This window comes from Yersinia entomophaga (assembly GCF_001656035.1).
GTDB lineage: Bacteria > Pseudomonadota > Gammaproteobacteria > Enterobacterales > Enterobacteriaceae > Yersinia > Yersinia entomophaga.
The window spans coordinates 2,077,787-2,092,641 of record NZ_CP010029.1 but is presented as its reverse complement, the minus strand read 5'-3'; the positions used below and the strand labels follow the sequence as shown (position 1 = coordinate 2,092,641).

The window sequence follows — 14,855 nt, the reverse complement described above, 5'->3', positions numbered from 1 at the left end:
GTTGTCCGTTGGTACGAAACAGGTTCAACCGAGGCTTGTCTAACTATGGATTACCTGCGGATTAACGCTGAGAATCCAGTTTTTCGTTACTTTTCAATACTTCCTGAGCTTTGCTATAGCTTTCAATCAGCAATTGATAGGCTGGGAATATCTGAGTGTAAACCTCCGCCCATGCTTCGGCGTCCGCGCGATTCCAGGTGCTCTGAAGTTCTGCGGCCACGGCGGCGGTATCCATTGGTACTACCCCTGCCTGAACGATGCGGGCAAGCGTAATTTCCTGCGCCATCTTGCTGTAAGTGCCTGATGCATCGATGACCGCGAACACTTTATATCCCTCGGCGACGGCGCTAATGGACGGGAAAGCCATACAAACGCTGGTAATAGTGCCTGCGATAATCAGGGTTTTGCGTCCGGTTGCTTTTACCGCTTTAACGAAATCCTCGTTGTCCCAGGCGTTGATTTCTCCTTTACGTGCAACGTATTGGGCGTGCGGAGCATTTGCATGAATTTCTGGAATCAACGGGCCATTCGGACCTTGTGGAACGGAAGCCGTGGTGATTACCGGCATGTTGCACAGGGTCGCCATTTTTGCCAGCGCAGCAGCCCGAGCGCGTAGCTCCGGCATTGGCATATCGGCCACGGTTTGGAAGAGGCCGCTTTGGTGATCAATCAGCAGCATCACGGAATCGTTGACATCAATAACTGGGCGTTGACCATTGAAATTAGCTGGGATAGACATCGTATTCTCCTTTGTTGTACTTAGGTGCGACCGAATCGGTTAGGTTTCAGCAAAGCTGTTTCACTTAATTACTATATATTCACAACAACAAGCGGAGTAGACGCGAAAATAGCTCATTACGTTCTATAAATAGAACAATTAGGTCGCTCTGATCTACAGGGTTTTTACGGAATGAGTCCGTGTGGCATTACGGCGAGGGGAGTGATGCAAATCGCGGAGGGAAAGCATCCGACCGCGCGCTTGCTACAGAAACACGCTTTATTTTAGATTGGCGCTAAAACCCTTACTGTTTCCTGAATCATCAATCAAAGCAAAAGTAAGGCTAGTGCTGCCAGCTGCCGGAGAGCGGTTGAGAGGAAAGTTGAGCGTTGAATACGGGGAAACCATATCCGGCAGACTTTCCGCTGAGCCTAATGTCAGGGAGGCGACCGATGCATAATAAGGCGTCGGATTATCAACTTTGACCACTGCGGTATCGCCGTTGCGCTCTAACGTGAAGGTTAATGCTTTACTCAGCGTGTCTCCCGGCGCAGCTATATTCTTAGGGCGATAAAATACTTTGTATTGCATACGTAGTGCCAATGTCACGAAAGACTCGTTATCGACTTGAGTGACGGTCTTTGGCGGAATTTCGTAGACATTGAGCCAAAATGCGGACTCTCTATCTGTCGGCAACTTACTGACGCCGGATAAAATGAGTCGCAGGCTGCGCTGCGCCTGAGGTTGTAGACGAAACAGCGGCGGAAGCACTAATACAGGAGAAATTGCTTTCTCCGGCGTTGCCATTAAATCGCCATCATCTACCCAGACCTGCACCGCCACTGGATAGCTATTGCTGTTAACCAATTGCAGTGACTCTTCGGTATGGCCTTCACTAAAGATCACGCGCGTTCTTTCCGCTATCACGCTGGCCACGGCGGGTGTGCTATGAGCCACTATTAGTAGCAAAAGTAAGCGGGTGATGCCGCTAGTCAGGCGTTTGAATGGCATATTATTGAACACGGATAACCACTTGCGCATGTGCATTCACCGCTCCTGGCGTAACAGTTTGCCCGCTGATCTTGCCTAACTCAGCCCGAAAGTTTTCAGTGTAGCTATTTCCGCCGGTTACACTGCCGGTGGTTTGCTGCGCGCCGTCGAAGATGCCATACCAGCCACCGCTATTACCGGTTAATGTCACGTTTTTTGATAGCAGATTAATTGGGTTATTGTTGCGATAAATACGGATACCGACACCGCTGGCCGTTCCGGATGCACCATAATTATCTGATATCAAATGGCTGATACCGCCACTGCCATTCATTAATCCCAATGATTGAGCTTTTGCTGCGTTTGCTGCGGGAACCAAAAAGCCCATCGCAACTGCGCCAGAAGTCACTCCAGATGTGATGCCAGTTTGGCATTGAAAATCCACGTGAAATTCCGCCGAACTGGTGTTGCCGCTATTCAGCTCTGCTACAGAAATTCTGGGTAATATCACCGTTGGTGTAAAATTGGTCACGGCGCAAATCGTCGTCCGGCGGAAGGTAACATAATTGTACAGGCCGATTGACGCAGGCCAGGTTGCATACCAGCCGGGCCAGTTTGATACCGCATCAGTGCCTTCAATCGGCCCATTGATACCCGGCCCTTTAAAGGCAATATAGGCGTTGGGCTGAGTGTAGGCATAGGTATAAGAAGCCGCGTTATTGGTACCACTTCGGGCATAATCAATGCGAAACAGTTCGGTATAGATATTGCTGAAGTTCTTCGCTTTAACCAGAATACGGCCGGTGCTGTCCTTATCAAGATCGGTCAGGCGACGGCCTTTCCATAATCTAGAGTAATACTCACCAGTTGATAAATTAGTAATACGGATAACAACGTTACGTACATAGGTGGCGAAGCCAGAGGGAACGTTGCCAGCAATGGTGCCGTCCTCATTTTTACCCGCATAATTATTATCACCGTTTGTGGCATACATTTCGAAGATCTGATCTACGTCGGCTGCATCACAGCGGAACAGCACTCGTTCGGGATCATAGCCAGTATTCAGGGCAAAAGTGGTAAAGTTTGATGTCGCCGCTGCTAATAATGTGCCATCCGGCTGGAAATTTGCATTGGTACTGAGGTCGATAATGCCTGGTAAACCCAGCGAGCCATTATTGTTATCCAGAGAACCCGCCCAGGAACCCGCCGTTCCATCACCGGTACCTAGCTGACTTTGCGCGGTAATTTTAGAGCAGGCTGACCAGGCAGAACCACTGCTTAGCCCGATCAGTATTATTAAACCAGCCAGAATACGCGGGCGGCGATAACAGGCAGTGGACGTTGGCCGTGAGACTTCGCAAGGTATTAACTGCTTTGTTGGTCTTAACATTATTTTTCTCATAATTGTTAACGGTGGCAACTGCCTGTTATATGAATAATATCTTGCTCGGTATCCTGATCATTGAAAGTATAAGGTAGCTCACATTGATCACCGCTGTTTTCGCCCCAGCGGACATGCAGCGAACCTTTTTTGTCTTTCACACGGACATAGATCTGGTTTCCCTGACCCACCATACCGACAATGTCATCTTGACTGTTATACACGTCGGCACCCAGCGGTAACCCTTCACCGTCGGCGGTTTGAGTCTGAATTAACATCGCATAGCCGGTCAGTGTCTCGAATTTAACTTTCACTGCAGCACCGGCGTAAGGAACCACGCGACCCTGATTTTCTTTCAGTTCGGTATTACGATTAATGCCTTTGGTATCTAAACCTATCGTATTGTAATTATAAGGCGTTAAGGCTGGCACCAGAGCGAAGCCGTTATTATCGATCCGGGCCCCCTGTGCGTTGCGAACGCTTGCCCCTTGGGCGCCATCCGCTTCAATTAAACCGAATGTTTCACCCAAATAAGGCCCAAATGTTACGCCTTTGCCGTGAATAACTGCGGCACCGCGCGCACCGGCACCATATTGGGTGTAATTATTGCCGCGCGAATAACTACCGTTGACGGTCGCATTAGGGAATTGTTGTTGCACATTGGCTCCCCAACTATTTGAGTTATTGCCGATTTTATTATCGTCATAGCCAGCATTAACCGAATAGTTAAAGGAATTCCGCTCACCGGCAGTGCCTGATAACGATGTCTGGTAGCTATTGCCGCTTTTCGGATTACGGTTGGCAGACATCGACAGATATTGGCTTTTGCTGCCGATATTTAGCGGAATTGACAGCGTTAATGTCGCGATGTTTTCGGTATTACCATAGCGTGTCGTCGTCGTATTATTACTATCTTCGGTTTCCCAACCATACAGCGTCGAGGTATAAACGCTACGCTGCCGGCTAATCGCCAGGTTATAACTGATATCCCTATAGTTATTTGAATAACCCAGCTGTAACTGTGTATCCCTCTGCGTATCATTATAATAATCGCTGGTTGAGGCAGAGGCATAAAGCTGGCCGAAACTCCCCAGATTCTGATTGATTGTGGTGGTAAATTGGCTGCGTTGTTTATAGGTTGATGAATCCCATATTCCGCCGTTCTTTTGCACGGAACGAACGCCAAATACATCGTTTAAATCGCGATAACCTTTGGTTGAATAGCGATATCCCGCCAACGAAAAGGTCGTTCCGGTTTCGCTGAATGTTTGGCTATACGTTGCCTGCATACGCCAGCCATTCTGGGTTTGGTCATTTTCGACCTTAGCGTGAGAGAAAGTGGTATTGAGGCCGAAAGCGCCGACTGAAGTGCCAATGACTCCTCCGGCCAGCAGCGCGGTGTAGTCTTTCGCTAATCGTAAACCGGAGTTACCCGTTAGCTGATTGGTCAGGCCGCGTTCATAGGTAAAATCAGTGAAATAGTTATCAATGTTGGTAAAGTCGCGTGATGCCCCGGCAACGGCGCTATAACGGCTCACGCCAGGGCGCATTGAATCAGGTACGGCGCTGAATGGCACAGTAAATGTTGAACGGCTACCGTTCGCTTCTATGATCTCAACGTTGAGATCACCCTGGCTGGTGGTGCTATATAAGTCATTAATAACAAACGGGCCGGGGGCGACGTTGGTTTCATAAATTTCACGGCCATTCTGGCGAATAATGACTCGCGCATTGGTACTGGCAACTCCACGGACTTCTGGAGCAAAGCCGCGCATTGATTCCGGCCACATACGTTGATCGGTGGCTATTTTTGCTCCACGAAATGACAGGGTGCCAAATAACGTACTGTCGGTGAAAGTTTCGCCCAGCGTTAATTGGCTATCTAATTGGGGAATAGGGCGTTGTAAATAAGTACGAATATTATTCCATTGGCTATCGCTACCGTTGCTGTTATTGGAATAGCGCAGGTTGGATTGCTGGCGTATTTGCCATAATCCTAAATTAAGCCCGCTTTTTAATCCCATAAAAGCATAATCAGAGGTGCTATTTTGCTGTTGGGATTTTGTCTCACTGCGATAAAAGTTGGAGCTGTAATTAACGAATAAGAGATTTTCACCTTCTTCCCATTCGCTCCGCTCTATATATCCCCGAGGCCGTTTTTTTAATAAGGCTTGTGGAATTGATAGCTCTAATCGCAGTTTTGCCTGATCAAAGTGAAAAGACGCGCCTTTGACCCGCTCGGCCAGTGGAACACATTGTTCTATCAGCGGAATCGCAGAATCTGAAGGGCGTGACTCTATTTCAGGTGTGTTGGGTTGTCGGGATAGGGAATCGCCTTTAGCCGTGAGTTCAACGCCAGCGGCTGTTAAGAATTCATCATTCAGGCAAGGGTAGGCCTCTGACGAATCAGCATTTTTAATAAATTTAACAGTGGTACGTTTAAATAGCCTGTTATTAATCAGAACATCTACGGCATCGTAATTTCCGGCGGTTACGGCATTCTCTTTATTCAGTTGATTCAAACCTGAGGCGAATTTTGTTCCTAGAAAAAGAGATTCATCAAATTCGAGGTCTTGCGGTTCTTCCTGAGCTAAAGGCGCATCAACATATAAGATTAAAGTAATACACAAAGTTAATGCTTTTTTACGGCCGGAGAACTTCTTTTTTAGACTGACACGTACAAACCCCATAAATATTCCTTCGCCGGAAAGATGCTACTGAATTTTATAACTGCCGGTATCTTGCCCACCGAAATCATTCACGAGTAGGAACTTTACGGTAGCATTTGAGGGGGCCGATGAATTCGGAATAACCCACTCAGCTTGAGACATAGGCGCAATCATTTCTGATTTCATATTAAGTTTTTTACCACTTCCAACGACTTCCGCGCTGGCAATAGTGGCATAGAAACCAGTGGGGTTCTTTCCTGTGACAACGACATCCTTGCCTCGTTGGTGAAGGCTAAAAGTGAGTGCGCTGGGTACCTGATCTACGCGGCCTGCAATATTTTCTGGCCGATAAAATACTTTAATGCGATTACGCATCAGCACTAACATTTTGTTATTTTTTTCTGCTTTATTGACGGGGGGCACCTGTAAAAAATTCAGGTAGAACACTGACTCTCTGTCCGTCGGCAGACCACTGCCGGTATATTTCAAGCGCAATGTTTGTCCTGCATTAGCTTCAATGCGAAAGAACGGTGGGGTAACGATAAAAGGAGCCTTGCCTGTGTCTGGTGTTGACTGGGCATCGCCGCTGTCTAGCCAAACCTGAATGGCATTAGGAAAGCTATCATTATTGGTTAATTGTACGCTGTGCTCTTTTTCCCCTGCGGAATAAATAATCCGGCTACCGTTCATGACTACACTAGCCTGAGCGAAAGACATGCCTATGAAAAGTAAAAGAGTGATAAACAGGTAACGGTAACCAAGTATATTAATTGCCATGAGGATATCCTCTAAATGCGGGCGAAATAACTATATCCCTGGTTGCCGAGTGTGGTCAGAGATATGCTGCATACATTCACCCGAGCAACTTATTACTAAGTTCCTCGGGTGATTTTACTTACTTGCAGCGTACCTGCCGCACCAGTTAATTAAAGTATATCCTATACGGTCACGCTTATTTTTTTACAGGTAAGAAACCGCATATTGGACAGAGGCAATGACTGAACCTGGGGTGGTTTTCCCTGTTGCATAGTATTGAACGGCAAAATCATGTTCTGCTGATGTATCACCCGCTTTTAACACGATACCATCTTGTGCTACACCGCTATTCAGATCGATACCGGTTGTTGTGGTTGAGTCTTTCAGTAATTGAAGTTCAACGTTGGTTGCGGTGCCTGTATTTTTTAGGTTACCGGCGGTAGTAACCTGGCTACCTACAAACACAGTTTTGATGTCAATATCATCAACCCCTGGAGCACAGCCGGCAACACCCAGAGTAAAGGTTGTCTTACCTGCTGTTTTACCAGAAGCATCTAAATCTGTACTTGATACCGTTGGCAGCAAAACCATTGGGTTTGCGTCAAGCCCGTTGACTGTCACTGAACAGGTTTGCGCTGTGACTTCCCCTTGGAATGTAATTGTATTATTGCTCGCCGCCATTGCTACGGTTGTGGATGCAGAGAATAACGCGATAGCCAAAGTAATCTTATTCATTTAAAACTCCAATACAATAATTAAATGTGCGGTTAGCATTCATTCGTATTTAGATAGGAATGAGTGTTTAACTTTATATATGTGAAGTGGGCTAGTGACTATGTTCGCGAATGTTATTCGGTTATACTCGTCAGGTTTCCACGTGCCTTTTATTAAAAGTAATTTGGCAGTCATTATTTATCTGCGTCTATTACTTGATGAGAGAATGATATAGAAAATATATCTGGCTGGACATAGGATAAGCGAACCAATTTATGTGGGAAAATTCCTACAGATTTTTATGGCTGAGGTTTTTCTGACAATTTGTTGTATTGCTGGTGCTTTTTTATTTTGTATGATAATAAACGCATGTCACCCTTATTGTATTTATTGTGAAGTATAGGCTTATGTTTTTTATACATTCAATCTCTGCTTTTATAATGTAATTAGTACTGTTTTTCATTGGGTTATAAATTTGATTGAGAAATAAATGATAAGCATCCTGTATTAGTTATATTAATTTTTTATTGACGTAAAAGATCTTGAAAGAGAGTTATTATCAATATCTAAGTAACGAATAAATTTAACCTGCCAGCATAAATTTTTCCTATTTGAGTCATTCCGCTACTCTCCCTCAATATGTTCATTAGCCCGATAGTCTTTTTATCGAGTGCAGTTCATTTTGGAGTCAGACAGCATCGGCGATGGTTTATCTGCGATTCTTTTTATTAGACTATGCCGTGGGGAAGTGGTTAAGAGAATAAGCAGTGAAACGATACCCAGATGTAATAAAGGTTTTGCACGACATCTGAGTTTGCGAGACATTTCGTTTCAGCGGCTTTGAACGTCGCTTGCGACGGCCCCGCAGGGGTGAGAGCCTTTGGCTCGAATAATCGAACGTGTTCGATGAAGAGTCCAGATGCCAGAAAGCAAAAAACCAGCCGTAGGCTGGTTTCTCTAAATATGGTGCCCGGACTCGGACAACGCCGCTAGGCGGCTTTGAACGTCGCTTGCGACGGCCCCGAAGGGGTGAGAGCCTTTGGCTCGAATAATCGAACGTGTTCGATGAAGAGTCCAGATGCCAGAAAGCAAAAAACCAGCCGTAGGCTGGTTTCTCTAAATATGGTGCCCGGACTCGGAATCGAACCAAGGACACGGGGATTTTCAATCCCCTGCTCTACCGACTGAGCTATCCGGGCAACGGGGCGCATTAAACCGTATTGGCACTAAATCGTCAATGAGTTTCTGTCATAAAGTCGATCGTTTGCTGCCTTTTCGGTCAGGTAAGGTGAAATACAGCCCGATGAGGAGGAGGGAATCAGTGACAGTGTGGTTTAGCGCCTGCGAACCATAACCCCTTAATTTCTAGTTGATTGCATAACAATGGATTAAATATTCACAATTAGTGAATATTTACCACTTGAGTCACACTAATAAAAATGCAATTATTGCGCGAAACTCATATCCTATTACGCTAAATCAGGCTAAAGAGGGGCGTCCATGACAAGTGTTGTATCTTTTTTTTTGACGCAAAATCTCCCCCGTCAGCCAATGATTTATTCCTATCACTATTTCTTGCCCTTCTATGATTCCTCTGCTGTTTCTCCTATGCGGTAAGGCTACCTCTGCTCACTGTTAGGCATGATTAAAACTAGAGTTCATTCTCTGATTTTACTGATGTCTATTGGTTACAGCTGAAATGAGATAGATCATGCTCCGCTCGTGTTTTTCTCCACATCGGTTCATCAGTCATTCAGCTAATTCAATAGCAACTTACGGAATATTATTAGGTGTATTTATCTCATAAGATTTCATCTTTGTGCCTGGGTGGCACGACTCATCCCTGACAGTTTGAGACTCGGTAACATGACACAGTTGAAAATAGCAGCAAGCGCAAATTTGGTTTCCTATCTGGCTACCCCACGCGAGGTAGTATGTCTTTATGAAACTGACTTTACCGACGTCGCGGTGATTCTGGTTTCTCTGGAAGACGTCAATAGCGGTATTCTGGCGGAATTGCATAATCAGGGCTTCGGGATACCCACTTTTATTGCTGCGCAAGGCGATCAACAAGTGTCCGTTGATTACCTGCCACTGATTAAAGGTGTAATGGCTTTGGGCGAAAATAATAAAGCTTTTTATCTCGCTCAACTTGAAGCCTCTGCTGCTGAATATGAAAAAAACCTGTTACCGCCGTTTTTCTCAACGCTGAAAAAATACGTCGAAATGAAAAACTCGACTTTTGCCTGCCCCGGTCATCAGGGGGGGGAGTTTTTCCGTAAACATCCGGCCGGTCGGCAATTTTACGAATTTTACGGTGAAACGCTTTTCCGCTCTGATATGTGCAATGCTGATGTCAAATTGGGCGATTTGTTGATCCATGAAGGCGCGGCCAAAGATGCGCAGAAGCACGCGGCAAAAGTGTTTAACGCTAACAAAACCTATTTTGTGCTAAACGGAACATCTGCAGCTAATAAAGTGGTGGCTAATGCACTATTAACTCGCGGAGATTTGGTGCTGTTCGATCGTAATAATCATAAATCAAACCATCACGGTGCGTTGATTCAGGCCGGAGCCACGCCAATATATTTAGAAACCGCTCGTAATCCTTTTGGTTTTATTGGCGGAATTGATGCACATTGCTTCAATGAACGTTATTTACGTCAGCAGTTGCGGGAAGTCGCTCCTGAGCGTGCCGATGAAGCTCGGCCATTTCGATTAGCAATCATTCAATTAGGAACCTACGACGGTACGATCTATAACGCTCGTCAGGTTGTGGACAGCATTGGTCATCTGTGTGATTACATTTTGTTTGATTCGGCGTGGGTAGGATATGAGCAGTTTATTCCGATGCTGAAAGATTGCTCTCCGCTGTTGCTGGAATTAAATGAAGATGACCCAGGGATTATTGTGACCCAGTCAGTCCATAAACAGCAGGCTGGTTTCTCCCAAACCTCACAGGTGCACAAAAAAGATAATCACATTAAAGGGCAGAAACGACACTGTAATCATAAACGGTTTAATAACGCTTTTATGCTGCATGCTTCTACCAGCCCATTTTATCCGCTGTTTGCCGCGTTGGATGTTAATGCCAAAATTCATTCTGGTGCCAGTGGTCGCAATATGTGGATGGATTGTGTCAGATTGGGTATCGAGGCGCGAAAATTAATATTGGAACGTTGCTCATTGCTAAAACCCTTTATCCCGCTACAGATAAATGGCAAGAACTGGCAGGACTATGCCACTGAGACAATTGCGAATGATGCCCGTTTCTTTGATTTTGTACCTAGAGAGAAATGGCACGGCTTTGATGGTTATACCGACGATCAATATCTGGTCGATCCCTGCAAATTATTACTGACGACGCCTGGTATTGATGTGGCCAGCGGCCAATATAGCGAGTTTGGTATTCCCGCGACTATTTTGGCTCACTTCCTGCGGGAAAATGGCATTGTGCCAGAGAAGTGCGATCTTAATTCAATTTTGTTCTTGCTCACGCCGGCTGAAAATAGCGCTAAAATGGCTCATCTGGTAGAAATGTTGGCGCAGTTTGAGCGACACGTTGGGCAAGATTCATTGCTGTGTGACGTATTGCCGACGGTATATCGGAAGAATGAGCAGCGTTATCGCGGATATACTCTGCGCCGTTTATGTCAGGAAATGCACAATTTATACGTGAGTCATGACGTAAAACAGCTGCAAAAAGAGATGTTCCGCAAAGCCAGCTTGCCGCAGGTAGTCATGAATTCGCAGGATGCCAATATTCAGTTTATCCGAGATAATATTGAGCTAATTCCGATAGCGGAAGCTGAAGGGCGAATCGCCGCAGAAGGCGCTTTGCCTTATCCTCCGGGCGTACTTTGCGTCGTTCCCGGTGAAGTATGGGGTGGTGCCGCTCAGCGCTATTTCCTCGCACTGGAAGAGGGAATTAACCTATTACCGGGATTCTCACCGGAATTACAGGGCGTATATATCGAAAAGGGTGACGTTGAGTGGCGACGTATTTTGGGGTACGTCATCGCAGACTGATTTTTTTCTGATACCACCGGGTTAGCCGGTGGTATCTGGAGATGCATATTATTGGCTGAAATAGCGACCTAACAGAACCAGACCAGATAACAGTAACAGGATATTTATTAGTTTTATTAGCTGCTCGCGGTTGATACCTAAACTGATCCTATTAGCGAGGGTTAAGCCTGCCAGCATACCTGGGGCTAACAGCAACACCATCAATAAGATCGATAAATCCATATAAACACCGGCCAGCGTAAATAAAATAACGCGGGTGAAGGTGCTCAAACCTATCAATGTTGTTTGGGTGATGCGCAGGTTATCTTTGCTTTCTATTCGACCAGATAAATAAATGGCATAGATAAACCCGCCGCTGCCAAATAGCGCACTAAACACGCCGCCGACTAAGCCAAAAGGCACGGCTGCCGCCGTTTTGAATTTCCCCAGAGGTTTACGTCGACTCAAAGAATAGAGCGCGTAAAGAATGACAAATATCCCTAAGGCTAATAAAAGAATGTCCGGACGGGTTTTGAGTAAAATTGTAGCGCCAATTAAGCTGCCGATAATCATCATGGGTATCAGTCGCTTAAGCTCACCAAGATCGGCATTCCTACTGTGTCTGGCGACGTTAGTAACGGCAGCGAACATATCTACTATTGCCAATAGAGGGACAATTTTTGCGACTGGGATAAAAAGTGCTAAAACCGGGCTAGCAATAAGTGCGGAGCCGAACCCGGTCAGGCCAAAGATAATGTAGGCGACAACCATGGTGGCAAATATGGCTGCTAATTCGAATAGCGTAAATCCAAGATCCATTTGTTCAGTCTGAGTAATAAGAAGGGAGGAGCTTTTACTATAGGCTGCCGTGGTTTATTTCCCATTGTTCTTGCGTGCACTGTGATAATGAACACAATTTCTGTCTGGCAAAGAGTGGTATTGGTGCTTTCTGAGAATAAAAAAAATGGCACAGAAAACTGTGCCATTTTTACCGGTTATTTAGGAATAAAGCTAAATTAATATCGGCGATAGCTCTTCTGAGCGCTGTTTACTTTTACCAGATAACGGCGAGATTCCGCTGCCGGGTGTTTGGTGGTTAGCGTTTGGAATACATCACCCGGTGCCATGCTGTTGATAATGGAGAACGCCCGATTCTTATCGCTATGGAATACGCGTAATACGCTACCTGCGCCACCGTTATAGGCGGTAATTACCGCATAACGACGGGCGGTGGCATTCTGGATGCCGCCGAGATAGCTATTTTGCAGAATAGACAGATAAGCCGTACCTGCATCGATGTTGTTTTCAGGATCGAATAAATAGCTACGGCTTGGCTGCCCGCTTTTCCCTTTCAATCTGAATACGTCTTTACCGGCGGTGTGCTGTACTACCTGCATCAGACCCAGAGCATCAGAACCGCTGACCGCATAAGGGTTGAAGCTAGATTCCGTTTGCATAATCGCCAATATAAGCGATTCTTCCACGCCATATTTTTCCGCCGAACGTCGAACCAGCGGCAGATATTTGTGGGCTCGTTTGTCTAAGTGGTTTGGCACTAGTTGCAGCGTAACCGACCAGATGACATGCAGACCGGAAGTCCGTTTTTTCATTCTGGTTTGTAACAGGTAATCTGCAAAATGCGCGGCCCGCCATTCCCAACGAATTGGCTGACCATTGTTATCCAACACCTGACCGTAAAGGAACGGCTCTTTACTGATCTGGATGTCGTTAACATCGGAATAAAGGTCGATCGAACCGGGATCATCACCCATTAATAAAGTCGTGATAATCGCCTGACGCAGGTGAGCGGCAGGATCGGTTGTTGCGATGGTTTCTACCGTAATGGTACCGGCATCAAAGTTGATGTGGCTACGGGTTTGGTATTGATCGGTATATTTTACGTAGTCTTTCGGACCGGCGATCAAAACTTCACTCAAACCCCAAATGTTTTCGATATTGTGGGCAAATTGGCCCATTAAGATTTCGAACCCATTGGTGTCTTTGATAAAGGCTTCATTATTGGCCTGATCTTTATTGCCCGAGCAGGAAACTAATAATGGGGCAATCACTAGCAAAGCTAAAATTTTCTTCATCTTACAAGCCATATCGTGATGAGGAATAACATCAGGGCCATGACTGGCCCTTTGGCGTTACTTACTCGGCGGGGTATACCCTTCGATGTGAACATCCTGCCCTTCGAACAGGAAGTTAATCATTTCCTGTTCCAGTAATTTGCGGTCTTCCACATTCATCATGCTGAGTTTTTTCTCATTAATCAGCATGGTTTGTTTAGTGATCCACTGTGACCAGGCTTCTTTTGAGATTTCGTTATAAATGCGTTTGCCAACTTCACCCGGATAGAGCTGGAAATCCTGCCCTTCAGCATCCTTTTGTAAAAATGTGCAAAAAATCGTTCTGCTCATGCTAAATCCTCATTTGTGGCACTATCGCCAAATAAAGCTGCTTGGGTAGGAGGCTGCTTGGCCAACTGCTGCAACAGGCGCTCAACGGGCGCAGCAAGCCCTACCGACGGTGGCTGTGCTAAGTTATACCAGAGACCCGCTCCTTCATCCATGCATCCACTCAGGGTTACCGCATTCATCCATATCGGCACGATATCCAAATGGAAGTGGCTAAAGGTGTGACGAAAAGCGGTTAGCTGCTGCAAACCTTGCTCTGGTAGCCCTTTTTGCTGCAACCAGTGACTGAGATCTTCTCTTTCACTAAACTGCGGGAAGCAGAATAATCCGCCCCACAGCCCAACGGGAGGGCGCTGCTCGAGCCAAACCTGCGTATGATTTTGAATCAATAAGAAATACGCGGTTTTTTCCGGTATGGTTTGTTTCGGTTTTTTCCCCGGATATTGTGGCCAGCTATGGTTGGCGTATGCAATACAGCCAGCGTTTAGCGGACAAAGTTCGCACTTCGGCTTGGAACGAGTACAAACCATCGCTCCAAGGTCCATCATCGCCTGGTTAAACTGGCCCACGCCCTTAGCTGGCGTGACGTCTTCGCTGATTTGCCATAGCCGTTTTTCCACGTCTTTTTTCCCCGGCCAGCCATCTACCGCATAGCAGCGAGCCAGAACCCGTTTCACGTTACCGTCGAGGATCGGGAAATGCTGCCCCAGCGCCAGCGACAAAATAGCGCCTGCGGTAGAGCGGCCAATTCCGGGCAAATCGGCAATTTCTTCAAAAGTGGTAGGGAATTCACCCTGATGTTTGGCCACAATGGTCTGCGCCGCCTTGTGAAGATTACGAGCGCGAGCGTAGTAACCCAAACCTGTCCACAGGTGCAATACTTCATCCAATGGCGCAGCAGCCAGCGCCCGCACATCGGGGAAACGCGTCATAAAGCGTTGGAAGTAAGGAATGACGGTGGCAACCTGAGTTTGTTGCAACATCACTTCCGATAGCCATACTTGGTAAGGTGTCTTGTCCCGTTGCCACGGTAGGGTTTTGCGACCGTAGCTTTGGTACCAGTCAAGCACCACTTGCGCGAACTGTTGCGCTTGCATCATAGGTAAGTATCGATATCCGGCAGAGAAATAATTTAGGGCTGGGATTGCAGCATAGAGTCTGAAGGCTGTAAACCGGAACTTTCCGAGGGGTTGGCGAAG

At 46.3% G+C, this 14,855-nt stretch carries 11 protein-coding genes and 1 tRNA gene; 1 reads left to right on the top strand and 11 read right to left on the bottom strand.

All coding sequences use genetic code 11. The features are described from left to right. Nucleotides 1-61: 61 nt before the first annotated feature. The 7 genes from PL78_RS09590 to PL78_RS09560 form a co-directional block, all read right to left on the bottom strand. Nucleotides 62-739, bottom strand: a complete 678-nt coding sequence (locus tag PL78_RS09590; protein WP_064515067.1) for an isochorismatase family protein — start codon at nt 737-739, stop codon at nt 62-64. Nucleotides 740-997: 258 nt separating this feature from the next. Next, nucleotides 998-1,765, bottom strand: coding sequence for a fimbrial biogenesis chaperone (locus PL78_RS09585; RefSeq protein WP_064515065.1), 768 nt, complete (start codon nt 1,763-1,765; stop codon nt 998-1,000). After that, on the bottom strand, nt 1,731-3,098 hold the full coding sequence (gene stbD, locus PL78_RS09580; RefSeq protein ID WP_128821920.1) for a fimbrial usher protein StbD: 1,368 nt from the start codon (nt 3,096-3,098) through the stop codon (nt 1,731-1,733). The genes PL78_RS09585 and stbD overlap by 35 nt, the downstream gene beginning before the upstream one ends. Nucleotides 3,099-3,115: 17 nt before the next feature. Beyond that, nucleotides 3,116-5,779 (bottom strand): fimbria/pilus outer membrane usher protein, encoded by a 2,664-nt coding sequence (locus tag PL78_RS09575; RefSeq protein ID WP_064515063.1) that lies wholly within the window; start codon nt 5,777-5,779, stop codon nt 3,116-3,118. 24 nt (nt 5,780-5,803) lie between these two features. Continuing rightward, the gene (locus PL78_RS09570; RefSeq protein ID WP_064515061.1) at nt 5,804-6,535 is read right to left on the bottom strand and encodes a fimbrial biogenesis chaperone; all 732 of its coding nucleotides are present in this window, start codon (nt 6,533-6,535) and stop codon (nt 5,804-5,806) included. Nucleotides 6,536-6,718: 183 nt separating this feature from the next. Next, on the bottom strand, nt 6,719-7,249 hold the full coding sequence (locus PL78_RS09565; protein ID WP_064515059.1) for a fimbrial protein: 531 nt from the start codon (nt 7,247-7,249) through the stop codon (nt 6,719-6,721). A 1,102-nt stretch (nt 7,250-8,351) separates the two neighbouring features. Then, nucleotides 8,352-8,427: transfer RNA gene (locus PL78_RS09560), tRNA-Phe, on the bottom strand. A 667-nt stretch (nt 8,428-9,094) separates the two neighbouring features. Here PL78_RS09560 and speF point away from each other — a divergent pair. Next, nucleotides 9,095-11,257, top strand: a complete 2,163-nt coding sequence (gene speF, locus PL78_RS09555) for an ornithine decarboxylase SpeF (RefSeq protein ID WP_064515057.1) — start codon at nt 9,095-9,097, stop codon at nt 11,255-11,257. Nucleotides 11,258-11,305: 48 nt separating this feature from the next. On the opposite strand, the gene PL78_RS09550 is transcribed toward speF, so the two are convergent. The 4 genes from PL78_RS09550 to mutY all read right to left on the bottom strand — a co-directional run bounded on the left by PL78_RS09550 (nt 11,306) and on the right by mutY (nt 14,756). Next, nucleotides 11,306-12,055, bottom strand: a complete 750-nt coding sequence (locus PL78_RS09550; RefSeq protein WP_064515055.1) for a sulfite exporter TauE/SafE family protein — start codon at nt 12,053-12,055, stop codon at nt 11,306-11,308. A gap of 197 nt (nt 12,056-12,252) precedes the next feature. Next, on the bottom strand, nt 12,253-13,329 hold the full coding sequence (gene mltC, locus PL78_RS09545; protein WP_064515053.1) for a membrane-bound lytic murein transglycosylase MltC: 1,077 nt from the start codon (nt 13,327-13,329) through the stop codon (nt 12,253-12,255). 57 nt (nt 13,330-13,386) lie between these two features. Continuing rightward, a complete protein-coding gene (locus PL78_RS09540; protein WP_064515051.1) occupies nt 13,387-13,659 on the bottom strand; it encodes an oxidative damage protection protein in 273 nt (90 codons plus the stop codon). Continuing rightward, nucleotides 13,656-14,756 (bottom strand): A/G-specific adenine glycosylase, encoded by a 1,101-nt coding sequence (mutY, locus tag PL78_RS09535; RefSeq protein WP_064515049.1) that lies wholly within the window; start codon nt 14,754-14,756, stop codon nt 13,656-13,658. The genes PL78_RS09540 and mutY overlap by 4 nt, the downstream gene beginning before the upstream one ends. Between the last annotated feature and the right edge of the window lie 99 nt (nt 14,757-14,855).